Genomic DNA, 23,128 nt, shown 5'->3' on the forward strand with positions numbered 1-23,128 from the left:
CGTCATGCCGCACGATCCGACATTGGAACGTCTGGCCAACGCCACGCTGCTGGTGCCCTTCGAGTCGCTCCACGCCCCTCGGTGGATCCTGGAGGGGCTGGCGGACGGGATCTCCGGGGTCTGTCTGTTCCACAACAACCTGGAGAGCCCGGAACAGATCACCGCGCTCAACGCCGGCCTGGGCGAGGTCACCGACCACCCGCTGATCTCCCTGGACGAGGAGGGCGGCGACGTCACCCGGATCGGCCAGGCCCGAGGCAGCGGCTATCCGGGCAACGCCGCCCTGGGCCGGGTGGACGACACCGACCTGACCCGGGAGACCTTCCGGGCCCTGGGTCTGGAACTCGCCGACCTGGGATTCAACCTGGACCTGGCGCCGTCGGTGGACGTCAACGTCGCCGACGACAACCCGGTCATCGGTACCCGCTCCTTCGGCTCGGACGCCGAACTGGTGGCCCGCCATTCGGCCGCCTCGGTCCTGGGTCTCCAGGAGGCCGGGGTCGCCGCCTGCGCCAAGCACTTCCCCGGCCACGGCGCCACCTCCCAGGACTCCCACCACACCCTGCCCCGTGTGGAGGCCGACGCCGACCTGCTGCGCCGCCGTGAGCTGCTGCCCTTCCAGGCCGTCATCGACGCCGGGGTCCGGTCGATCCTGACCGCCCACATCGAGATGCCCGGACTGGGCGGCGAGGGCCCCGCCACCCTCACCCGTGCCCTGGTCAACGACCTGCTGCGCAACGAGATGGGCTTCGAGGGCGTCGTGGTCAGCGACGCCATGGACATGCGCGGTGTCAGCGAACGCATCGGCATCCCCGAGGCGAGCGTGCTGGCGGTCGCGGCCGGCTGCGATCTGCTCTGCCTGGGCCGTTTCGTCTACGCCGACCAGGTCGCCGAGGTCCGTTCCGCGCTGGTCCGCGCGGTCCACGAGGGCCGTCTGACCGGAGAGCGTCTGGAGGAGGCCGCCGAGCGCAACGCCCGTCTGCGCTCCTGGGTGGGCCGCTCCTCCGCCGAGCGGACCCGTTCCGAGGCCACCGGGGCGGTCGGCCTGAACGGCGCCCGTCGGGCCGTGCGCGTGGACGGCGAACTGCCCCCGCTGGAGCGCCCGTACGTGGTCGAGGTGGACGCCCCGGCCGGGGTCGCGGTGGGCGACGTCCCCTGGGGTCTGGGGCCCTGGTTCCGCGACACCGTGCGGGTCTCCCCCGAGACCGACGACCCCTCCGCGATCCTGACCGCCGCGGCCGACCACGACCTGATCGTGGTGGTACGGGACGCGCACCGCTACCCGGACGCCCAGGCGTTCGTGAACGGCCTCCTGGCGGCCCGCCCCAAGGCGGTCGTGGTGGAGATGGGCCTGCCCATCTGGCGTCCCGACTGCGGCGCCTACGTGAGCACCTACGGCGCCGCCCACGTGAACGGACTGAGCGCGGCCGAGGTCCTGGGGTCCGCCGCCGCCCTCGAGACCGCCGACTGACCACTCCTCCCCCGCCCCGGCCCGGTCCCTCCCACCACTCCTCGGGACCGGGCCGGCGGCCTTTCTCCAGGGAACACGCCCACGATCGGCGGTGGCGGGAACGAAGGGGAGACATCGCCCATGTCCCCGAAACCCGGTCGGAGAAGTACTCTTGACCTGTAGCACCCCGGCCGTCGACGACACCCGTCGGCGTCCGGTGCCCCATTCGCCCTTCTAACCACGGCATAATCACAGCATGCGCCTTTCAGCCCGGGTCGACTACGCGCTTCGCGCGGCCGCAGAGCTCGCTGTCGCCGGCGACGGTCCGGTGACGGCCGAGCAGCTCGCACGCGCGCAGGCCATCCCCGGAAAATTCCTAGAGAACATCCTCACCCAGCTACGCCGAGCAGGCCTGGTACGCAGCCAACGGGGTCCCGTCGGCGGTTACTGGCTCGCCCGGCCCGCGGGGGAGATCTCCCTCGCCGACATCATCCGAGCGGTCGACGGACCACTCGCCAACGTGCGCGGGGAACGCCCCGAGCACGTCGACTACGACGGGGCCGCCCGCAGCCTGCAACAGGTGTGGATCGCCCTGCGCGCCAGCGAACGGGCCATCCTGGAGGGGGTCAACCTCCAGCACCTGGTCACCAACGAACTCCCCGAACAGGTGCGTTCCCTGGCCGAGGACCCCGAGTCCTGGGTCAACCACACGCATCGCTGAGAGCCCTACCCCGCACCCCCGCATACGACGAAGGAGCAGGCCCACCCCTCGGGGTGGGCCTGCTCCTCGTGGACTTCGTGGGGCCGACGTCCGAACGCGGACGGGGTGTCCTCAGACACCCGCCATGTCGGCGACCTGGGGAACACGGTCGGGAACGGACTCGATGCCGAGGTCCTGCGCCGGGACCGGGTCGCTCGTGACCGGATCGCCCAGCAGCGCGGCCTCTTGGAGCTCGGCCAGCGCGAGCTGGTCGGAGACCTCTCTCAGCACCTGTGAGAGCGGAACCCCGAGGGCCCCGCAGATCGAGGAGAGCAGCTCGGAAGAGGCCTCCTTCTGTCCGCGCTCGACCTCCGACAGGTAGCCGAGGGACACACGGGCGTCGGCCGACACCTCGCGGAGGGTGCGGCCCTGGCGCTGCCGCAGCCGCCTGAGCACGTCACCAAGTAGGTGACGAAGCAGGACCATCATTCGCGCTCCCTCCCACCGGTAGCGACCTTCATATACAACACCGTACCTGCCCCACGCCCGATTCGGGCACCTCTTGTCGTCCTGTTCGCTGGAGGGGGAACCCCACCCGGGGGTGGTTTTGTTCCCATTCCATGGGAGAAGGGGTATCAACCGAAAGGGTCGTTATCGGGCTCTGCTCCTCGCTCCTCACGAACGGTGGTCGTCAGAAGCCTGAGCGCACCTTCGACCGTGTGGTAGCGGATACCCGAACGATCCCCGGTGAAACTGAACCGGGCGACCCGGGTACGGGATCCGGGCCCCGCGACGGCCGCGAAGACCGTCCCCACGGGCCGTCCGTCCTGAGGATCGGGGCCGGCGACCCCGGTGACGGAGATCGCATAGTCCGACTCGACCGCCCGGCGCGCCCCGACCGCCATGTGACGGGCCACGTCGGGGTGGACCGCACCGTGCTCGGCCAACAGCTCCTCGGGGACCCCCAGGAGGGTGGACTTGGCGTCGGTGGCGTAGGTGACGAGTCCGCCCCGGTAGGTGGCCGAGGAGCCGGGCACGGAGGTCATGTGGGCACCGATGAGGCCCCCTGTGAGCGACTCCGCCGTGGCGCATGTGGAGCCGGAGGCGAGGAGGGCCCGATGCGCTTCCAGGGCGGCCTCGGCGGCCGCCCGCTCGATCTCCGTGATCGGGACGGCGCGGTCCCCCTCCTCGTTCATCTCCGGCTCCTTCTAGTCGCTCCGGTTCCCCTTGGCCCGGGCCAGGCGTACGGCGTCCACGACGTAGGTCAGTCCGGTCCACAGGGTGACGGCCAGGGCGGCCGCCATCACGCCGTGGGCCACCCAGACGAACAGGTCCATGAACGGCAGCAGGTGCAGGGGGAACAGATAGATGCTGATCGCGACGATCTGAAGGACGGTCTTGAGCTTGCCGCCCTTGCTCGCCGGGATGACCCCGTAACGCAGGACCGCCAGACGCAGCAGCGTGATCCCCCACTCGCGGACCAGGATGGCGATGGTCACCCACCACCACAGGTCGCCCTGAACGGAGAGCACGATCAGGGCCGCGCCGGTGAGGGCCTTGTCCGCGATCGGGTCGGCGATCTTGCCGAAGTCGGTGACCAGGTTCCGCCGGCGGGCCAGCTCACCGTCGACGCGGTCCGTGATGGCCGCGAGCACGAAGACGCCGAAGGCCGCCAGACGCCACCACGTGCCGTCCAGGAACATGAACCACACGAAGACCGGCACCATGACCAGACGGCTCATCGTGAGGATGTTCGCGATGTTCCACAAGGGAGCCTGGGGGGCGGGCGACGCCGCGGGATCGTGGCTGCTCATCTGTCCCCGGCTTCCCCGTCCTGCTCGGCGACGAGGTCGGCGCCGGCCGCCTGGATCACGGTCGCGCGCACCAGGTCGCCGACGGAGAGCCCCTCGCCGTACAGGATGGTGCTGCCGTCGACCTCGGGGGCCTGGTGCTCGGACCGTCCCTCGTAGACGCCGTCCTCGATGACGGACTCCACCAGGACGGTCACCTCGTCACCGATGCGCTCCTCGGCCCGCTGGGCCATGAGCTCCTCGGCCAGTCGGTTGAGGCGGTCCACGCGTTCCTGGACGACCTCCTCCGGGACCTTGTCGGCATGGCCGGCGGCCTCGGTGCCGTCCTCGTCGGAGTAGCCGAAGACGCCGATGGCGTCCAGGCGGGCCTCGCTCAGGAAGGCCACCAGCTCCTCGAACTCCTCCTCCGTCTCGCCGGGGAAGCCGACGATGAAGTTGGAGCGGGCCCCGGCCTCCGGGGCCTTGGCACGGGCGGTGGCCAGCAGCTCCAGGAAGCGCTCACGGTCACCGAAACGGCGCATACGGCGCAGCAGCGGACCGCTGGCGTGCTGGAAGGAGAGGTCGAAGTAGGGGACCACGCCGGGGGTGCCGGTGAGCACCTCGACCAGCCCCGGACGGACCTCGGCGGGCTGGAGGTAGCTGACGCGCACGCGCTCCAGCCCCTCGACAGCGGCCAGCCTCGGCAGCAGCTTCTCCAGAGCGCGCAGGTCGCCCAGGTCCTTGCCGTAGGAGGTGGAGTTCTCGCTGACCAGGAAGACCTCGCGGACGCCCTCGCTCGCCAGCCACTCGGCCTCACGGACGATCTCGTCCATCTGGCGGGAGATGTAGGCGCCGCGGAAGGCCGGGATGGCGCAGAAGGTGCACCTTCTGTCACAGCCGGAGGCGATCTTGAGGTTGGCGACCGGGCCGCCGGTGAGCCGGCGGCGCGGGATCGAGGTGCGGTAGGGCAGCTCGGTGCCCTCCGCCCCCTCGGAGTCGGCGAAGGAGGCGTGGCCGGGAACGTGGACCTGGGAGGCGTCGCGCTCGGCCGGACTGATCGGCAGGAGGGTGCGACGGTCGCGAGGGTCGTGCGGGACCAGGGAACGTCCGGCGACGACGTCGTCGAGACGATCGGTGATCGCCGCGTAGTCGTCGAAGCCGATCACCTGGGCCTCGGGGAGGGCGTCGGCCAGTTCGGAGCCGTAACGTTCGGCCATGCACCCGGCGGCGACCACCTTGCCACCCGACGAGGCCGCCTCCAGCAGGGTCTCGATCGAGTCCTGCTTGGCGGCCTCGATGAATCCGCAGGTGTTGACGACGGTCACGTCGGCCTCGGTGTCGTCGTCGACGAGGTCCCAGCCGCCGGCGGCAAGGCGTCCGGCGAGCTCTTCGGAGTCGACCTCGTTACGCGCACACCCCAGGGTGACGAGTGAGACAGTACGGCGCGATGACATGGCTTCCAAGCGTGTGGGAGAGCTGTGAGCGGCGCGGATGCGCGGCGCGAACGAAGGCCGGAGTACGGTCGGGTTCGCGCGCGACACGGCGTCGATCGGCGCCGCCCGCGGCCACCAACACTACCGTGATCGACTCACCCGCCCGTACCCCGGCCTCGGAACATCGTCGCTCCGCCCGCGGTCGAGGGCCCCGGTCAGTCACCGATGCCCTCGGCGCCGACGGTGAACTCCTTCACCTCGCCCACGCCTCCGCTGGGACCGAGGTCCTCTCCGTCGACCGCCACCGCGACCTCTCCGGCGTTGCCGACCCACAGCTCCAACGGCACCTCGGTGACGTAGTCCCGGGTCTCGCCTTCGAGCAGGAAGCCCGTGAAGAGGTTCTCCCCCTCGGCGTCGGTGACCTTGACCCAGCTGCGACCGGAGCCGTTGAGTTCGACGGTGAACTCCTCGGGTTCCTCCGCCTCCTTGACGCCCTCCTCGCCCTGGGCCTTGCCCACGACGGCGCCCTCCTCGGGAAGGACCACGGAGCCGGCGGCCTCGTCGCCGTCCCGCTCCTTGTCCCGCATCGCGTCGAAGGCCGTGCGGACGGGGCCGCTCTCCTCGTCCTGCCAGGCCCGGACACCGACCACGACGGCGGCGACCAGGATGAGGCCGACCACCGCCCAGGGCCAGTGACGGCGCACTCCCCCGGCGGGGCCGGCACGACCCGCGAGGGCCCCCGCCGGACGCCCGCGAGGCGGACGTCGATCGTCCCCGCGGCCCGGTCCTCGACCGTCCCGCTTTCGGGCGCCCTCGCCCTCACGTGGCCCCGGGACCGCGGCCGCCGCGGCCGGCCGGCGTCTACCGGGTCGGTCCGCGGGCTCGGTCCGTTTCGCCAGCCTCTTGTTGCGTTCGAAGTGGCCCCAGTTCTCGGCCCGCTGCTCGGGGTCGATGTCCTCGTCCCCGATCCGGGCCGGGATCTCGTGGCCGCCCTCCTCGGAACGGCCCCGCCCTCCTCCGCCGCCCGCCGTGGCTCGGGCGGCCTTGGGCGAGGCGGCCGGGTGCCTGGGAGGCGGGACGAAGGTGGGCTTCTCCTTGGAGGCGTGCTCTCGTTCGTACTCCTCCAAGAGCGGCTCGGGGTCGACACCCAGGAACTTGCAGATCCTCCGGATGTGGCCGCGTGCGTAGAAGTCCCCTCCGCAAGGGACGAAGTCCTCGTTCTCTATGGCTCTGAGGACCTGCATCCGAATGCGTGTACGTGTGCTCAGGTGCTCCAAAGAGCACCCCGCCGCGATCCGTGCGGCGGACAGGGTCTGGCCGATCGTCGCCATGCGCACTCCCCCCGCGACTTTCAGTGCCTATGCGACTCCACTCTGCTACCACTACCCGCCCGGTGGGGCGCACCACGCCCTAAGGCACCGCCAAGATCGCACCAAATCGGGCGACACGGACGGGGCGGATCGGGCGGGCGCGCCAGAGGATCAACCCCCTCGGATGTCCGTCAGGACCGCGGCCAGATCGTCGGGCTGCACGAGGACGTCCCGCGCCTTGGAGCCCTCGCTCGGGCCGACGACGTCCCGGCTCTCCATCAGGTCCATGAGTCGACCGGCCTTGGCGAAGCCGACACGGAGCTTGCGCTGGAGCATCGACGTGGATCCGAACTGGGTGGTGACCACCAGCTCGACCGCCTGCAACAGCAGGTCCATGTCGTCGCCGATGTCCTCGTCGATCTCCTTCTTCTTCGCCCCTTCGACCGCGACGTCCTCGCGGTAGCTGGGTTCGGCCTGCTTCTTGCAGTGGTCGACGATCGCGCGGATCTCCTTCTCCCCCACCCACGCGTTCTGGAGCCGGATGGGCTTTCCGGCTCCCATGGGGAGGAAGAGGGCGTCGCCCTTGCCGACCAGTTTCTCCGCCCCGGGCTGGTCGAGGATGACCCGGCTGTCGGCGAGGCTGGAGGTGGCGAAGGCCAGGCGGGAGGGGACGTTGGCCTTGATCAGACCGGTGACCACGTCGACGCTGGGCCGCTGGGTGGCCAGGACCAGGTGGATCCCGGCGGCGCGGGCCAGCTGGGTGATGCGCACGACCGCGTCCTCCACGTCGCGCGGGGCGACCATCATCAGATCGGCGAGCTCGTCGACGATGACCAGGAGGTAGGGGTAGGGCTCGTACTCGCGTTCACTGCCGGGCGGGGCCTTCAGCTCACCGGTGCGCACGGCGGCGTTGAAGTCGTCGACGTGGCGGTACCCGGAGGCGGCCAGGTCGTCGTAACGGCGATCCATCTCCCCCACCACCCATTGGAGGGCCTCCGCGGCCTTCTTGGGGCTGGTGATGATGGGGGTGATCAGATGAGGGATGCCCTCGTACATGGTCAGTTCGACCCGCTTGGGGTCGACCAGGATCATGCGCACCTCGTCGGGGGTGGCGCGCATCATCAGCGAGGTGATGAGCCCGTTGATGCAGGTGGACTTACCGGCGCCGGTGGCGCCCGCGACCAGCACGTGGGGCATCTTGGCCAGGTTGGCCACGACGTTGGTGCCCTCCACGTCCTTGCCCAGCCCGACCAGCATGGGATGGTCGTCGGAGGTGGCGGCCGTGGACCCGAGCACGTCGCCCAGGCTCACTATGTCCTTGTCGGTGTTGGGGATCTCCACACCGATCGCGGACTTGCCGGGGATCGGCGATTGGATGCGCACGTCGGCGCTCTTGACGGCCAGGGAGATGTTCTTCGACAACGCCGTGACCTTCTCGACCTTCACCGCCGGGCCGAGCTCGATCTCGTAGCGGGTGACCGTCGGCCCCCGGGTGAACCCGGTGACCTCGGCGTCGATCTTGAACTGGCCCATCACCCCCGACAGCGCGGAGACGACCTCGTCATTGGCCTTGGTGCGCGGCTTGACCGGCGTGCCCGGCTTGAGCATGGTCGGAAGCGGAAGCTCGTAGTCGCCCTCGACCACCCGTGAGGGCAGGGAGAGCTGCTCGGTGGCGACCGGCGGAGGCGTCGGATCGGGGACCGGCGCCTTGGCCTTGGACTTCTTCTTGGCGGGCTTGGCGGCCGCCTCCTCCTCGTCGGTGAGGGCGGGGGCGATCGGCTCCGGGCCTTCGGGTGCGTCGGAGAGCACCGGGCTGTCGTAGGGGCGCTCGTGGTCGCCGGCGACCGTCTCGGTGTCCTCGGCCCGCTTCTTGGGCCTGCGCTTGCGGGTCGGCTTCTTCTCCGCGTCGGCGCCGAGGATGCCGATCCCCGCGTCCGGCCCGGGGTCGCGCTCCATCAGGGCGGTGAACAGCGTCTGGAGCCGGTCCGGGATGCGTCGGATGGGGGTCGCGGTCACCACCAGGACACCGAAGATCAGCACGAGGGCGAGCAGGAGGCCGGTGAGCCAGGGGGTGACGATGGAGCTGAGCGGACCGGAGGCGACGAAGCCGATGAGTCCGCCCGCGTTCTGGAGCCCCTCGATCCCGTCGGCGGGCTGGGGGATGCCGTGGGCGATGTGGATCAGCCCCAGGAGGCCGAGCATGATCGCGGTGATCCCGATGAAGAGCCGTCCGGCGTCGCCCTCCTTGGCGCTGCCGGGGGTGCGCATCAGCTTCACCGCGATGGGCAGGAACAGCAGCGGCAGGATCGGTGAGAAGGTGCCGAAACCACCGACGACCACCATGCGGGTGGCCTCCAGCAACGGTCCCTCGCTCTGCCACCACACGGCGGCCGCCACGAGGATGCCCAGGGCCAGCAGCACCAGCCCGATCCCGTCGCGCCGCAGGTCGGGGTCGAGGTCGCGGGCGCTGCGCCCGACCGCTCGAGCGGCCCCTCCCACCGTATGGGCGATGAGCTTCCACAGGACCAGCAGGAACTGCCCGAAGAGCGTGACCACGTAGGCGATGGGGCCGTCCGGCATGCGCTTGGCGGCCGCGGGTCTGCGCGCGGTGGTCTTCTTGCGCTTGGAGCCGCCAGAGGAGGCGCGCGTGGCCATTGAGGGGGTCACCTCCACGGGGACCGGGTCGTTCTCGAAGCCCGGACACAGCGTCCCGGCACGGCGGGAAGCCTACTAAGGCGTCCACCCCGAGGCACGAAGGGGGACCGGCGTGTCGTGCGCGGCCACCGGGCACGACGTCGAAGGGGGTCGGACACGTCGAACGGCCCGGGAGCGCCAGGGGCGTTCCGGGCCGTTCGACGTGACGTGTCCCGTCGGGTCAGACCTCGACGAGGACGGGGATGATCATCGGGCGACGACGGTACGTCTCGTTCACCCAACGCCCCGTGCTGCGACGGATCAGCTGCCGGAGCTGGTGCGGGTCGTTGACCCCGTCGGCGGCGGCCCGGTCCAGGGCGTCCTGGAGCTTGTCGATGACGTCGTCGTAGGCGTCGGCGCCGATGCCCGCGCCCCGCGTGTGGATCTCGGGCTCGCCCAGGATCTTGCCGCTGTTGGAGTCCACGGCCACGACCACGGAGATGAAGCCCTCGTCACCGAGGATGCGACGGTCCTTGAGCGCGGCCTCGGTGACGTCGCCGACCGAGGAGCCGTCGACGTACACGTAACCGGCCTGGACCGCGCCGACGATCCTGGCCCGGTTCTTGTACAGGTCGACGACCACGCCGTCCTCGGCGATGACGACCCTGTCGGCCGGGACACCGGTGAGCTTGGCCAGGTCGGCGTGGGCCCGCATGTGGCGCCACTCGCCGTGCACCGGCATGAAGTTGCGCGGACGCACCATGTTGAGCACGTACAGCAGCTCGCCGGCGGAGGCGTGTCCGGACACGTGCACCAGGGCGTTGCCCTTGTGCACGACCTTGGCGCCCCAGCGGGTCAGACCGTTGATCACCCGGTTGACCGAGTTCTCGTTGCCGGGGATGAGCGAGGAGGCCAGCAGGATGGTGTCCCCCTCCTCGATCCGGATCTGGTGGTCTCGGTTGGCCATCCGGCTGAGGGCGGCCATGGGCTCGCCCTGCGAACCGGTGCAGACCAGGACGACCTCGTCGCCGGGCATCTTGTCGAGCTGCTTGACGTCGACGATCGTGTCGCCCGGAATGCTGAGGTAGCCCAGGTCGCGCGCGATGTTCATGTTGCGGACCATGGAGCGGCCCACGAAGGCGATCTTGCGCCCGTGCGCGGTGGCCGCGTCGATGACCTGCTGGACACGGTGCACGTGCGAGGCGAAACAGGCCACGACGATGCGCTTCTCGGCCTGACGGAACACCTTGTCGATGGCCTCGTTCAGGTTCCGCTCGCCGACGACGAAACCGGGCTGCTCGGCGTTGGTGGAGTCCGACAGCAGCAGGTCGACGCCCTCGTCGCCGAACCGGGCGAAGCCGGCCAGGTCGGTGAGGCGGCCGTCCAGCGGAAGCTGGTCCATCTTGAAGTCGCCGGTGTGCAGCACCGTACCGCCGGGGGTGCGGATACCGACCGCCAGCGCGTCCGGGATGGAGTGGTTGACCGCGAAGAACTCCAGGCCGAAGGGGCCGAAGTCCTGCTTCTCCCCCTCCTCGACCTGGACGGTCACCGGCTTGATGCGGTGCTCGCCCAGCTTGGCGCTGATCAGCGCCAGGGTGAGCTTGGAACCGACGATCGGGATGTCGGCGCGCTCACGCAGCAGGAACGGCACACCGCCGATGTGATCCTCGTGCCCGTGGGTGAGCACGATCGCCTCGACGTCGTCCAGGCGGTCCCGGATGTAGTCGAAGTCCGGCAGGATCAGGTCGACGCCGGGCTGCTCCTCCTCGGGGAAGAGCACGCCGCAGTCGACGATGAGCAGCTTGCCGGCGTACTCGAAGACCGTCATGTTCCGGCCGATCTCACCGAGACCGCCCAGCGGGACGACCCTCAGGACGCCCTCGCCCTGGGGCGGGGGCGGGCCGAGCTCGGGGTGCGGGTGACTCATACGGAACCCTCCGTGAGGCGCTCGACGCGGACGGCGCTGGCCGGAACCGCCTGGTGCGGGGCGAGCCCGATCGGGCCCTTGACCCCCGCGGCGGCCAGGTCCTCGCGCAGCAGGGCCTGGAGCTCGGAGGAGGCGTCGGCGAGCGGGGTCCGGACGGGGCCGGAGGGCAGGCCGAAGAGGTTCAGGATCGCCTTGGTGGTGATGACGCCCTGGGTGCGGAACATACCGGTGTAGACCGGGGTGAGGCGGCGGTGGATGGCCAGGGCCTGGCCGACCTCGCCCGCCTCGAACGCGTCGATCATGTCCTTGAGGTCGCTGCCCACGATGTGGCCGACGACGCTGACGAAACCGGCGGCGCCCACCGACAGCAGCGGCAGGTTCAGGATGTCGGTCCCGCAGTAGTAGGCCAGGTCGGTGCGCTCCATCACCCAGGAACTGGCGCCGACGTTGTCCTTCGCGTCCTTGTTGGCGACGATCCGCGGGTGCTCGGCCAGCCGGACCAGCGTCTCGGAGGCGATCGGGGTGCCCGTGCGGTGCGGGATGTCGTAGAGCATCACCGGCAGTTCGGTGGTGTCGGCGATCTCCGTGAAGTGCCTGATCAGGCCTTCCTGGGGAGGCTTGTTGTAGTAGGGCGTGACCGCCAGGAGGCCGTGCGCGCCGGCCTTCTCCGCGGCCTTGGCCAGCTTGACGCTGTGGCGGGTGTCGTTGGTGCCCACGCCCGCGACGATCTGGGCTCGGTCGCCGACGGCCTCGACGACCGTGCGGAGCAGGCGATCCTTCTCCTCGTCGCTGGTCGTGGGCGACTCACCGGTGGTGCCGCTGATGACGAGGCCGTCATTGTGCTGCTCATCCACCAGGTAGGTGGCGAGTCTGGCGGCGCCTTCGTAGTCGAGTTCGCCGTCCTCGAGCATCGGGGTGACCATCGCGGTCAGCATCTTGCCGAACGGGCGGTTCTTGGTGTCAACCATCACGTGTGAAAGGCTCTCGGGCCCGATACCGCGAGGCGCGGGCCCTCGTATGCCCCTCCTCCTCTCCGTGTCCTATCGGAAACAGTCGTTACATGTCCCGTGGCGGGTGCTTTCTCCGTACACGGGTGGGGCGGCGTTGTACGTCCGCCACCGCGATCGGCCCTGTGGGCCGGACGCGGGAAAGTCTGTGTCGCTCCGCTCCTACGAGTGTCGGAGGCGGCGTCCGGTTCGTTCCCCGTCCTCGTCGGTCGAGGTGGGAGAGCGTCACCGGGAGTGTGAACCTACCCGCCCCGGGCCCTCGCCACTCGGACGGGACCCGGGGTCACCACGTTCGGAAGGGGTGGTGTTCGGGGTTGTCGACAGGGTCAGTCGTCCTTCTGGTCCGGCAGGAACATGCTCAGCAGCCAGCTCACGACGGCGACGACGATGGCCCCCCAGAAGGCGGGCCAGAAGCCGTCGATGTGGAAGGGGAGGTCGAACAGCCCGGCGATCCACTCCGTGAGCAGGAACAGCAACGCGTTCACGACCAGGCCGATCAGGCCCAGGGTCAGAGCGTAGAACAGGCAGCCGACCGTTTTGACGATCGGTTTGATGATCGCGTTGACCACACCGAAGATCGCACCGACGACGAGGAAGACGACGATCTGTCCGACGGTGTCGTCGGTCCCGACATCGATGCCGTCGATCAGAAAGACAGCCGCCCAAAGGGCGAGTGCGTTCACGATAACTCTGATAATGAGGCTCACACCGTAGATGTTCCCATGCCGTGGCAAGCTCCGGAAACTCCGGCACCGCCCCGCCCGGACGGGAACCTTCAGAGGAGGCCCTCAGTGTCCAGTGCCCAGTTCGTCCGCCCCGCCCGTGTCGCCGACGTGGACCGGGTGGTGGAGCTCCAGGTGGCGTCGTGGCGGGCGGTGTACTCGGGTCTGTTGCCCGACGAGGTGGCCGAGGAGATGTCCGGCCCCCAGGCCGCGCGGAGTTTCCGTGAGCAGTGGACGGAGGCCCTGGAGTCCCCGCCCACCTCCAGGCATCGACTGGTGGTGGCCACCGACGAGGTGGGCGGCGAGCGGCACGTCGTGGGGTTCGCGGCCTTCGGGCCGGCGGGCGACCCCGACCTGTGGCCGGCCAAGGACGCCGAACTGTTCGCGTTGCACGTGGACCCCGAGCGGGCGCGTGAGGGACACGGTAGCCGGCTGGTGAACGCCTGCGTGGATCACCTGGTGGAGGGCGGTTTCGGCACGGTGCACGTGTGGGTCCCCGAGGAGGAGAACGCCCTGCGGGGGTTCCTGGAGGCGGCGGGCTGGCGGGCGGACGGCGCCCGACGGGAGATCGACATGGGCCGGACCCTGCCCATGGCGCGACTGCACGCGGCGATCTCGGAGTAGCCGGTCTCGGGCGAGGGCGGTCAGGCACTACCGTGGGGTGGTTGTTGTGGCGCGCCCTCGCGCGCCCCGTATCGAACTGGAGGACCGGCGCGTGGCCACGGTCAGTGAATGGGTCTCGGGGTTGCGCCCCCGTACGCTTCCGAACTCGATCGTCCCGGTGGCGGTGGGAACCGCCCTGGCCTTCGCGCTGGACGGGTTCGTGTGGTGGAAGGCCCTGCTCGCGCTCGTGGTGTCGATGGCCCTCCAGGTGGGGGTCAACTTCGCCAACGACTACAGCGACGGCGTCAAGGGCACCGACACCGAGGAGCGGACCGGCCCGACCCGGTTGACCGCCTCCGGCGCGGCGCGGCCCGGCCAGGTGTTGGGCGCGGCGCTGGGGAGTTTCGCCTTCGCCGGTGTCGTGGGGCTGGTCCTGGTGGCGACCACCTCATGGTGGCTGCTCCTGGTGGGCGTGGCGGCGATCGCGGCCGGGTGGTACTACACCGGCGGTCGTACCCCCTACGGCTACCGCGGTCTGGGCGAGATCTCGGTCTTCGTGTTCTTCGGTGTCGTGGCCGTGGTGGGCACCGTGTTCGTCCAGTTGGAGTCGGCGCCGTGGCAGGCCTGGGTGGCCTCGGTCCCGGTCGGGCTGCTCTCCTGCTCGGTGCTGGTCATCAACAACCTGCGCGACATCCCCACCGACCGGGAGACCGGGAAGATCACCCTGGCCGTGCGGTTGGGCGAGACGGGGACCCGCCGTATGTTCGCGACGATGATCGTCGCCTCGTACGTGTTCGCGCTCGCGCTGCTCCCCGTCTCCTGGTGGGTGCCCGCGGTCCTGCTGTCGGCGCCCCTGGCCGTACCGCCGCTGCGCCGTGTCCTCGGTGGTCAGGTGGGGCGCGACCTGGTGCTGGGGTTGGGCGAGACGGGCCGGCTCCAGATGGCGTTCGGGCTCCTGTTCTCCATCGCCCTGGCCCTGGGCTGACGAAGGGCACGTCGCGGCGGGGCCGGAGGTACGTCCATGACACCCTGGCCCCGTTCGCCACGTTCGCCGACCTTCGAAGGAGCGATGGCCATGGAGCGTTCCGCCCGAGAGCGCGACGACGAGAGGTTCTTCGCCTCCCTGCCCGCCACCCGGGGCGCGGCGGGCGCGCTCATCCGCTCCCCCGAGGGGGACGTGCTGTTGGTCCGCCGTGCCTATGAGAGCGACGCCCTTTGGGGGATCCCCGGCGGGATCGTCGAGGCGGAGGAGTCGCCCCTGTCCGCCTGTAGACGGGAGATCGCCGAGGAGTTGGGCGTGACGGCGACCGTCCGCGGTCCGTTGGTCGTGGACTGGGTGCCCGCCCGGTATCCGCGCACCGCCGCCCTCCAGTGGCTGTTCCGCGTCGAGGTGCCCTCGGAGGACCGGTTCTCCCTCCAGCCGGAGGAGCTGTCCGGATGGGAGTGGGTCCGCCCCGGGAGGATCCCGGAGTACCTGCCCGAGGGCACGGCCCGTCGCATGCTCGCCGCCGTCGCGGTGGACGACCATGGGGGCGGCCCGGTCTACTTGGAGGACGGGAGGACCGTCCTGCCCGACCACCGTCCCGCCGGCGGGGAGGGTTCCCCGCGCGGGTGAGGCCACCGGGGCGCCGCCGTGCCCCGGAAGGGAGCGAAGACCGTGCCGAGCGACCACAGCGACCCCCGATCCCCCGCCCACGACCCCCGTTCATGGGACGAACGCGCCTCCGCGCAGGCGCACGCCTTCGACCTCATCGGGGAGCGCTACGACGAGGTGTTCCCCGACAAGAAGGGGCAGGAGGAGCACGTCCGACGCCTGTTGGAGACGTTGCCCGCAGGCTCGCGCGTGCTCGACCTGGGTTCGGGCACCGGTCTGCCCACGGCCCGCCGGCTGGTCGACGCCGGTATGAGGGTGACCGGCTTCGAGATCTCCGAACGGATGCTCGAACTGGCCCGCCGCAACGTGCCCGAAGCGGAGTTCCACCGCACGGACATCGTCGATCTGGATCCGGACGGGACGTCCTATGACGCGGTGGTGGCCTTCTTCTCCCTGCTGTGCCTGCCCAGGGCTCGGATCCCCGAGGCCCTGGCCCGTGTGCGGGAGGCCCTGGTGCCCGGCGGGACCCTGTGTCTGTCGATGGTCGAGACGGACCTGGACGACGCGCCGATCCCGTTCCTGGGGGCGAGTCTCCGGGTGTCGGGCTATCCCCGCGAGGAGCTGCGGCGCGTGGTGGAGGCCGCGGGCCTGGCCGTCGAGGGCGAGCGCGCGGTCGTCTACGAGCCCGAGGGCGGGGACGCGCCCCCGGAGACCCAGGTCTTCCTCACCTGCCGCCGGAAGGGGTGAGACGGCTCGGCCCCCGGTACGCGTGTACCGGGGGCCGACGTACCGTCACGGGAGCGGACGGATCTCGATCTAGTCGAGACCGAGCAACGGCTCCAGGCCCAGGGTGAGGTCCTCGGACAGATCGGCGACCTTGCGCACGCCCAACAGCACCCCCGGCATGAAGGAGGTGCGGTTCATCGAGTCGTGGCGGAGCTTGAGGGTCTCGCCGTCGGTACCGAACACGACCTCCTGGTGGGCGATCAGCCCCTGGATCCGAAGGGCGTGCACACGGACCCCCTCGACGTCGGCGCCACGGGCGCCGGGGATCTCGGAGGTGGTGGCGTCGGGCATCGGCGCGGTGCCGGCCTCGCGGCGCGCCTCGGCGACCAGCTCGGCGGTGCGGTAGGCCGTACCGCTGGGAGCGTCGGCCTTGTTCGGGTGGTGCAGCTCGATGATCTCGGTGGAGTCGAAGTAGGGCGCGGCCTTCTTCGCGAAGTGCATCATCAGCACCGCCGCGATACCGAAGTTCGGCGCGACGAGCACCTTCGCCCCGGGGCGGGCCTCCTGCATGCGGCGCACCCGGGCCAGTTTCTCCTCGTCGAAGCCGCTGGTCCCGACCACGGCGTGGATCCCGTTGGCGATCAGCCACTCCAGGTTGTCCATCACCACGTCGGGATGCGTGAAGTCGACGACGTAGTCGGCCCCCAGTACCGCGTCACGGTCGTCGGCGCTGTCCACGCCCGCGACCAGTTCCATGTCGTCGGCGGCCCGAACCGCCTTGACGACCTCTGACCCCATGCGCCCATCGGCGCCGAAAACTCCTACCTTGAACACGGCACGAGCGTACCGGAGTCGACGACGACGTTCGGCGTGGTGCGACCTGGTCCGGCCCTCGCTCCGTGCGACTCTGACGCCATGTCACAGGAGCACTCCGATCGGTCCCGGCAACGTCTGGGCTCCCTCTTGAACGGTCTGAGGGCCGCCGTGCTGGGGGCCAACGACGGCATCATCTCCACCGCCGGCCTGGTGGTGGGTGTGGCGGGTGCCACCCCGCACCGGGAGGCGCTCCTGGTGGCCGGGGTCGCCGGCACCCTGGCCGGGGCGCTGTCCATGGCGGCGGGCGAATACGTCTCGGTCAGCACCCAGCGCGACACCGAGCGCGCCGCCATCGCCCGGGAGCGTCGTGAACTCTCCGACGACCCCGAGGGCGAACTGGAGGAGCTGGCCGAGATGTACCGGAGCCGGGGGCTGAGCGATCGGCTCTCCCGCGAGGTCGCCCGAGAGCTCACCGAGCACGACGCCCTGAGGGCGCACGTGGAGGTCGAACTCGGGCTCGACGGCTATCGGGCGAACCCGTGGCAGGCCGCCTTCGCCAGCATGTTCTCCTTCCTCCTCGGAGCCCTGATCCCGTTGGCGGCGATCCTGCTCGGCCCGGAGGCCTGGCGACTGCCCGTGACGGTGGTGGCGGTGCTCGTGGCCACCGGCCTGCTGGGCGCTGTCAGCGCCTGGACCGGCGGGGCTCCGGCCCCGCGGGCGGCGATCCGGTGCGTGGTCGGCGGCTCCTTCGCCATGGCGGTGACCTACCTGACGGGGACCCTCCTGGGGGCCGCCGCCGGTATGTGACCGGTCAGCGCACGGTGGCCAGGCCGAGCGCGAAGTCGCCGTTCGGGTCGGTCCACCAGTGGGCGAGGTCGAACCCGGCCGTGTCGAGTTCGGCGGACAGGCCCTCGCGGCGGAACTTCGCGGAGATCTCCGTGCGCATCTCCTCGCCCTCCGCGAAGTCCACCTCCAGGTCGAGGTCCCGTATGTGGGCGCGCAGGCGCCGTCGGGCCCGCAGCCGCATCTCGATCCACTCGTTCTCGGGGTCCCACAGGGCCACGTGGTCGAAGTCGTCCGGATCGAGGTCGCCGCCCAGCCGGTGGTCGATCACCGACAGCACGTTCCGGTTGAAGGCGGCGGTCACGCCCTGGGAGTCGTCGTAGGCGGCGACCAGACGTTCGGGGTCCTTGACCAGGTCGGCTCCGAGGAGGAGTGAGTCGCCGGGGGCGAGGGTGGCGTGGATGTCGCGGAGGAAGAGGGCCCGGGCGGCCGGTTCCTGGTTCCCGATCGTGGATCCGAGGACGGCCAGGAGCCGGCGTTCCCCCTCCCCTCCGACCGGGAGCAGCCCGAGGTGGTGTTCGAAGTCCCCGACGACGGCGTGGACGTCCAGCCCCGGATAGTCGTCGGCGACCGGTCGGGCCGAGGAGGCGAGAAAATCGCCGCTGACGTCCACCGGCACGAAACTCTCCAGGGTTCCATGGCGACTCATGGCGTCGAGGAGGAGGCGGGTCTTGACCCCGGAACCGGAGCCGAGCTCGATGAGGGCGGCGGCGTCGGCGGCCTCGGCGATCTCGTCGGAGCGATGTTCGAGGATGGCCCGCTCGGCCCGGGTCGGATAGTACTCGGGAAGCCCGGTGATCTCCTCGAACAGGACGCTGCCGCGTTCGTCGTAGAACCACTTGGGGGGCAGGCTCTTGGGGCTGGAGGTGAGCCCCTCCGCGACGTCGGCGCGCAGCGTCTTGTCCAGTTCGTCGGCGGTCAGATTACGGTCGATCCGGAACATGGTGCCTCCTGTGTCCCTGGGAGTTGTACCCGGTACGGGGCGTGGCCATGGGAAGGGTGTGGTGCTCTGAGGTCAGCCGAGTGGCCGGATCTCGGTGCGCTCGTGGTCGGCGACGACCACCGAGTCCTCGGGGATCCGGTGCCAATCCGGCCCGTCGTCGAAGGGCTCCGAGGTGAGGAGGACCCCCTCCCCCGGTCGTCGTGACGTGAACAGGGTGTCCCCCGCCGTCGTCCCGACGATCGCCTCCCCGTCCGAGGCCAGCAGGTTGTAGCGCCCCTCGGAGTGCTCCCGGGCGCGTCGGACCGTCTCGGCCAGAGCGCCCACCAGGTCTCCGGAGGAACGCCACGAACGGACGGTGTGCGCGAACAGAGGCGCGGAGTCCACGGGCGCGCGTGCGTCCAGGGCGCCCGGGGGCGCGGGATGTCCGAGCCCGGCGTGGAGCGCCTCGTCGTCCTTCGCGGCCCCGTTGTGACTGAACAGCAGACGGTCGGCGCGGAAGGGTTGGGCCCCGGACTCCTCCGACCCGAACCCGACAGTGGCGTCGCGTACGGCCGCGACCACGCACCCGGAGACGATGGCCCGGGCCGCGTCCGCGAAGGAGGCGTCCCCCCAGATCGGCATGGCCCGGCGATAGCGCAGCGGTTCCGGAGCCCGCGGGCCGACCGCCTCGGGGTACCAGCCCACGCCGAACCCGTCGGCGTTCACGGTCCCGTACCGCTGGTGGCGCGGGGCCCAGGACTGGACGTGCAGCGAGTGGGGCGCCGCGTACAGCAGAGCGCGCAGGGAACGCGGCGGCCCCAGATAGGCGAGATGGCGGCACATCAGTCGCGGTCCACATCACGTGCGCAGCGGAACCCGCTGAAGATCTGCCGTCGGATCGGATGATCCCAGTTGCGGAAGGTGGAGCGCACCGCGGTGGGGTGGGTCGCCCAGGAGCCGCCCCGCAGCACCTTGTAGCCCTCGTCGAAGAAGACCTCCGAGTACTCGCGGTAGGGGAAGGCCCGGAAACCCGGATACCCGTGGAAGGTGGTGGAGGTCCACTCCCACACGTCGCCGATCATCTGACGCACCCCCAGCGGCGAGGCGCCGTCGGGATGGGCCCCCACCGGCGCGGGGCCCAGACGGCGTTGGCCGAGGTTGGCGTGGCGCGGTTCCGGTTCCTCGTCACCCCAGGGGAAACGGTGGGACCGTCCGGTGACCGGGTCGTGGCGCGCGGCCTTCTCCCACTCGGCCTCCGTGGGCAGTCTCTTGCCGGCCCAACGCGCGTAGGCCGACGCCTCGTGGAAACTCACGTGTTGGACGGGCTCGTTCGGCGGCACGTCCTCATGACGCCCGAACCGGCGTCGGGTCCAACGGCCGGCCTCCAGGGTCCAGAAGGCCGGAGCGACGGCGCCGCGCGCGGTACGCCACTCCCACCCGGCAGGACTCCACCACCGGGGGTCCCGATAGCCGCCGTCGTCGATGAACGCCTGGTAGGCGGCGTTGCTCACCGGGGCGGCGTCGATCAGGTAGGCGGGCAGGTCGACCGTACGGGCCGGACGCTCGTTGTCGAAGGACCAGGGGTCGTCGTCGGTGCCGAGGGTGAAGGGGCCGGCGGGGACGAGCACCTCCTCGGCCTCGGGCGGGATCACCGGCCCGATCTCGGTGGAGCCCTCCAACAGGGCGGGTGCGCCTCGACGCAGCTGGTGTGTGGCGAGCATCGTCTCGTCGTGCATGTGCTCGTGCTGGATCACCATGTGGAAGACGAAACCCGCGTCCAGCAACGAGCGATCCCCGCCGGCCGGGTCCGGCGGCCGGGCGGACAGGTCGGCGCCCTCCAACGTGTCCAGGACCTCCCGACGCACCCGCTCGTTGTACTCGCGTGCCTCGTCGGGCCGCAGCAGAGGAAGGGCGACCCGGTCCGCGCGCGGGTTCTCGAAGGCGTCGTAGAGGCCGTCGATGTCGGGGCGCAGCGCCTCACGACCACCGGCGGCCCGCAACAGCCACTGCTCCTCGTAGTTGCCGATGTGCGCCAGGTCCCAGACCAGCGGCGACATCAGCGGAGAGTGCTGGGCGAGCAGGTCCTCCTCGTCCAGGCTCTCCAGGGTCAGTCCGTTACTGCGCCGCCTGCTCCGATCGAGTTCGGCGGCGATCCGTTCCTTGACACGTTCCCTCTCCACGCTCATGGCGTGCCTCCACGATCCTCGACCCGCTCCCGACCGCCGAGGTCGGTCGCGACGAACACGGTGTCCTCGGTGGGACGCGGGGCCGGAACGACACTGTCGGCGGGGCAGAGCCCGCGACGGACGTACCGTTCGGCGTAGGCGTCCACGAGACCGGCGAGCCCGGCCGCCCCCATCCGAGGCAGGGCGTCGACCGCCGCGTCGAAACAGGCCCGCGCGCACGCGGCGATCTCGGGGTCGGCGGGGCCCAGCCGGGCCGAGCGCAGCCACAGGCCCGGGGAGGGGGCCGTGTCCCCGCACAGACGCGCGGTGGCCTCCTCCGCGACGGCGCGGGCCCGCGGATCGTCGGCCAGGGCGGCGGCGAGCGCCATCGGCACCGGCCACCAGCGCGGGGGGACCGCGTCGATCATCCGCAGCTCCCACCAGCCGCGAGGGCGCAGGGGCGGGAACAGCGTGCTCAGGTGGAATTCGAGGTCGGCGGTGGTGACGGGGCGCGGCCCTCGACCCTCGACCCACTCGGCCAGGGTGATCCCCGGGTCGGCGATCCAGGATCCCCCTCCTCCGGGGAACTCGGGAACGGCCATCACCTGGGCGGCCAGGGCGTACTCGGCCCAGGCCGTGGCGGGGTCGGGCCCGGTCCCGGGTTCGAGGACCGGTCGGGTACGGCCGGAGTCGGTGGCGGCCCAGATCGCCCACCGTGTGGACTTCCAGCCGGTGGGACGGCCGCGCCAGACGGTCGAGTTGGCGAAGGAGGCCACCAGGACGGGGCCCAGGCGGTGCAGGAGACTCCAGCGTTCACGGGCGTCGTCGAGGTCGGCGCCGGTGTCCAGGCAGACCTGGAGCGAGGCGGTGCTGCACATCATGGTGCGACCACTGGGCTGACGGTGCTCGGTGAAGAAGCGCTCCATCGCCGTGTAGCGGGGCAGTCGGAGCTGACGTACCGGAGGTCGAACGGGGTCCAGGGCGGTCTCCGCCAAGGCCAGTCCGTCCTCGGCGAGGGCCTTGCCGACGTGGCGCAGGTCGGTCTCCAGGGCCTCGTGGGTCCGGGCCGGTCCCGGAAGCGCCACCGAGCTGAGCTCGATCTGGCCGCCGGGTTCGAAGGTGATCCGGCTTCCGGCGGGTGGAGGCCCGCAGGCCTCCAGCAGCGCCGAGAGGCGTTCGATGGTGACGGGTGCGGTGGGGCTCGCGAGGTCGGTGACGAGCCATTCGGTCTCGGCCCCGACCTTCCCCGGAGGTCCGGTCTTGAAGCAGACCCCGTTGATGTACTCGTGAACGTCTTCCGTGGTCATGTACGCCATGGGCTGACTCCCTCGGGATGACACCTCCAAGGTCCTGCCCCTCCGTTCGTGAAGACGAACGTGTGCGATCACCCCAAAATCCCCACGCTCCGTGAAGAAGCGGACCGGCGGAGTATCTCCGTGGGAACGGGATACCCGCCGGCCTTTCGGTTCTCCCCGAATCCGGCGGAACGGACCGCTCGACCGGCCACTCATGTGATTCCGGTCACATATTCAGAAAACCGCGCACCCGATCCTCCACGGTGGAGCGTTCTTCCTGGTCAAGGCGGATGTCGAAGATCTCGTGCAGCACCTTCCCCACCTCGCTCACGGGCAACTCCCGCACCTCACGTTCCAAGGTGGCCCCGGACGGGTCCGCCCGGTCCGCGCCGACCCAATCGATCGTCAGGGTCGTGTTCGTCAGCGCGTACCGGGTCCCACCGACCGTCCGGGCGACCATCAGCCGGTTACCGAAGGGAGAGCGGGGGTCGGTGATGAGGTAGTGATTGAAGATGACGTAGTCCTGTGGCAGATTCGCCGCCATGGAGAAGGAGTACAGGTTCTGCCACTCCTCACCGTCGAACGAACGCAGCAACCACTCCTCCGCGCCCACCTCGGTGATCAGATCCAGCCGCAGGTCCCAACCGTCCTGGGAGACCTGGTACCCGTCCACCAGAGGAAGCGGCTCCAACAGCCCTCCGCCGAAACCGACGTCCAGCAGCCACGACCCACCGTCCAGGTCGACCCGTAGCAGGGCGTGCGTGGAAGGACGGGGCCGCCCCTCCGCGCCCACCAGCACCCGCGCGGTGAGCGCGGTCACCGTGAACCCGAGCCGGTCCAGCACCGCGGCCAACAAGAGACCGTGCTCATAGCAGTATCCGCCACGGTGATGCCGGACCATCTTGTCCGTCAGCGACGGGACGTCCAGCGGGACGGGACGGTCCAGCAGGAGATGGATGTTCTCGAAGGGGATCGTCGCCAGGTGGGCACGGTGCACGGCGACGAGGGTGTCCAGGGTCGGGGGCGGCGGGCCCTCGCCCGACAGGCCGACCCGTTCCAGGTAAGCGCCCAGATCCAGCTCTCCGCCACGCCAGAAGTCGCGGTCGGTGAACACCGGCAGGGGTCTTGGAGCGATGCCCGGTGTGGTCGGCGACTTCGTGTTCTCGGCACTCTCGTAGATCGTCATGACCG

General features: G+C 70.5%; 22 protein-coding genes. 7 read left to right on the plus strand and 15 right to left on the minus strand.

The window, feature by feature from the left end:
- The first annotated feature begins 4 nt into the window (after nt 1-4).
- A complete protein-coding gene (locus TR33_RS02855) occupies nt 5-1,471 on the plus strand; it encodes a glycoside hydrolase family 3 protein (protein WP_017534212.1) in 1,467 nt (488 codons plus the stop codon).
- Nucleotides 1,472-1,706: 235 nt separating this feature from the next.
- A complete protein-coding gene (locus TR33_RS02860) occupies nt 1,707-2,171 on the plus strand; it encodes an RrF2 family transcriptional regulator (protein WP_026124946.1) in 465 nt (154 codons plus the stop codon).
- Between the two features lie 111 nt (nt 2,172-2,282).
- Here the strand turns inward: TR33_RS02860 and TR33_RS02865 are convergent, their stop codons facing one another.
- The 9 genes from TR33_RS02865 to TR33_RS02905 form a co-directional block, all read right to left on the minus strand.
- Nucleotides 2,283-2,639 (minus strand): helix-turn-helix domain-containing protein, encoded by a 357-nt coding sequence (locus TR33_RS02865; protein ID WP_014909677.1) that lies wholly within the window; start codon nt 2,637-2,639, stop codon nt 2,283-2,285.
- 146 nt (nt 2,640-2,785) lie between these two features.
- Nucleotides 2,786-3,346, minus strand: a complete 561-nt coding sequence (locus TR33_RS02870; RefSeq protein ID WP_017534214.1) for a CinA family protein — start codon at nt 3,344-3,346, stop codon at nt 2,786-2,788.
- Nucleotides 3,347-3,358: 12 nt separating this feature from the next.
- On the minus strand, nt 3,359-3,964 hold the full coding sequence (gene pgsA, locus TR33_RS02875) for a CDP-diacylglycerol--glycerol-3-phosphate 3-phosphatidyltransferase (protein ID WP_017534215.1): 606 nt from the start codon (nt 3,962-3,964) through the stop codon (nt 3,359-3,361).
- Entirely contained in the window at nt 3,961-5,394 is a 1,434-nt protein-coding gene (rimO, locus tag TR33_RS02880) for a 30S ribosomal protein S12 methylthiotransferase RimO (protein ID WP_014908402.1), read from the minus strand. The genes pgsA and rimO overlap by 4 nt, the downstream gene beginning before the upstream one ends.
- A gap of 194 nt (nt 5,395-5,588) precedes the next feature.
- Entirely contained in the window at nt 5,589-6,710 is a 1,122-nt protein-coding gene (locus TR33_RS02885) for a helix-turn-helix domain-containing protein (RefSeq protein ID WP_042281162.1), read from the minus strand.
- A gap of 144 nt (nt 6,711-6,854) precedes the next feature.
- Nucleotides 6,855-9,338, minus strand: a complete 2,484-nt coding sequence (locus TR33_RS02890; RefSeq protein WP_014911452.1) for a DNA translocase FtsK — start codon at nt 9,336-9,338, stop codon at nt 6,855-6,857.
- A gap of 220 nt (nt 9,339-9,558) precedes the next feature.
- Nucleotides 9,559-11,244 carry a ribonuclease J gene (locus tag TR33_RS02895; RefSeq protein WP_014910328.1) on the minus strand — a complete coding sequence of 562 codons (1,686 nt, stop codon included), beginning with the start codon at nt 11,242-11,244 and terminating at the stop codon, nt 9,559-9,561.
- The gene (dapA, locus tag TR33_RS02900) at nt 11,241-12,212 is read right to left on the minus strand and encodes a 4-hydroxy-tetrahydrodipicolinate synthase (protein ID WP_026124947.1); all 972 of its coding nucleotides are present in this window, start codon (nt 12,210-12,212) and stop codon (nt 11,241-11,243) included. Before dapA ends, TR33_RS02895 begins: the two co-directional genes overlap by 4 nt.
- A 365-nt stretch (nt 12,213-12,577) precedes the next feature.
- Nucleotides 12,578-12,958: a phage holin family protein gene (locus TR33_RS02905; protein ID WP_081536526.1), complete on the minus strand. Its 381-nt coding sequence runs from the start codon at nt 12,956-12,958 to the stop codon at nt 12,578-12,580.
- A gap of 84 nt (nt 12,959-13,042) precedes the next feature.
- Here TR33_RS02905 and TR33_RS02910 point away from each other — a divergent pair, with 84 nt between their 5' ends.
- From TR33_RS02910 to TR33_RS02925, 4 genes are all read left to right on the plus strand, one after another.
- Entirely contained in the window at nt 13,043-13,597 is a 555-nt protein-coding gene (locus TR33_RS02910; RefSeq protein WP_017534217.1) for a GNAT family N-acetyltransferase, read from the plus strand.
- 91 nt (nt 13,598-13,688) lie between these two features.
- Complete coding sequence (locus TR33_RS02915) at nt 13,689-14,561, plus strand: 1,4-dihydroxy-2-naphthoate polyprenyltransferase (protein WP_017534218.1); 873 nt, start codon at nt 13,689-13,691, stop codon at nt 14,559-14,561.
- Nucleotides 14,562-14,645: 84 nt separating this feature from the next.
- Nucleotides 14,646-15,191, plus strand: coding sequence for an NUDIX domain-containing protein (locus tag TR33_RS02920; protein ID WP_017534219.1), 546 nt, complete (start codon nt 14,646-14,648; stop codon nt 15,189-15,191).
- A 42-nt stretch (nt 15,192-15,233) separates the two neighbouring features.
- Nucleotides 15,234-15,917 (plus strand): class I SAM-dependent DNA methyltransferase, encoded by a 684-nt coding sequence (locus TR33_RS02925; RefSeq protein WP_026124949.1) that lies wholly within the window; start codon nt 15,234-15,236, stop codon nt 15,915-15,917.
- Between the two features lie 69 nt (nt 15,918-15,986).
- Here TR33_RS02925 and dapB read toward each other — a convergent pair whose 3' ends face one another.
- Nucleotides 15,987-16,730, minus strand: a complete 744-nt coding sequence (dapB, locus tag TR33_RS02930; protein ID WP_081536525.1) for a 4-hydroxy-tetrahydrodipicolinate reductase — start codon at nt 16,728-16,730, stop codon at nt 15,987-15,989.
- An 81-nt stretch (nt 16,731-16,811) separates the two neighbouring features.
- On the opposite strand from dapB, the gene TR33_RS02935 reads away from it, so the two are divergent.
- The gene (locus tag TR33_RS02935; protein WP_017534221.1) at nt 16,812-17,519 is read left to right on the plus strand and encodes a VIT1/CCC1 transporter family protein; all 708 of its coding nucleotides are present in this window, start codon (nt 16,812-16,814) and stop codon (nt 17,517-17,519) included.
- 4 nt (nt 17,520-17,523) lie between these two features.
- Here the strand turns inward: TR33_RS02935 and egtD are convergent, their stop codons facing one another.
- The 5 genes from egtD to TR33_RS02960 form a co-directional block, all read right to left on the minus strand.
- The gene (gene egtD / locus TR33_RS02940; RefSeq protein WP_042281163.1) at nt 17,524-18,498 is read right to left on the minus strand and encodes an L-histidine N(alpha)-methyltransferase; all 975 of its coding nucleotides are present in this window, start codon (nt 18,496-18,498) and stop codon (nt 17,524-17,526) included.
- A 72-nt stretch (nt 18,499-18,570) separates the two neighbouring features.
- The gene (egtC, locus tag TR33_RS02945) at nt 18,571-19,320 is read right to left on the minus strand and encodes an ergothioneine biosynthesis protein EgtC (protein WP_014913399.1); all 750 of its coding nucleotides are present in this window, start codon (nt 19,318-19,320) and stop codon (nt 18,571-18,573) included.
- Nucleotides 19,320-20,663 carry an ergothioneine biosynthesis protein EgtB gene (gene egtB / locus TR33_RS02950; RefSeq protein ID WP_014909646.1) on the minus strand — a complete coding sequence of 448 codons (1,344 nt, stop codon included), beginning with the start codon at nt 20,661-20,663 and terminating at the stop codon, nt 19,320-19,322. Before egtB ends, egtC begins: the two co-directional genes overlap by 1 nt.
- Nucleotides 20,660-21,958, minus strand: a complete 1,299-nt coding sequence (egtA, locus tag TR33_RS02955; RefSeq protein WP_042281165.1) for an ergothioneine biosynthesis glutamate--cysteine ligase EgtA — start codon at nt 21,956-21,958, stop codon at nt 20,660-20,662. Before egtA ends, egtB begins: the two co-directional genes overlap by 4 nt.
- Nucleotides 21,959-22,163: 205 nt before the next feature.
- A complete protein-coding gene (locus tag TR33_RS02960) occupies nt 22,164-23,123 on the minus strand; it encodes an arylamine N-acetyltransferase family protein (RefSeq protein ID WP_042281167.1) in 960 nt (319 codons plus the stop codon).
- Nucleotides 23,124-23,128: the final 5 nt, after the last annotated feature.

It is taken from the genome of Nocardiopsis alba, assembly GCF_000710955.1.
In the GTDB taxonomy this organism is placed as follows: Bacteria; Actinomycetota; Actinomycetes; order Streptosporangiales; family Streptosporangiaceae; genus Nocardiopsis; species Nocardiopsis alba.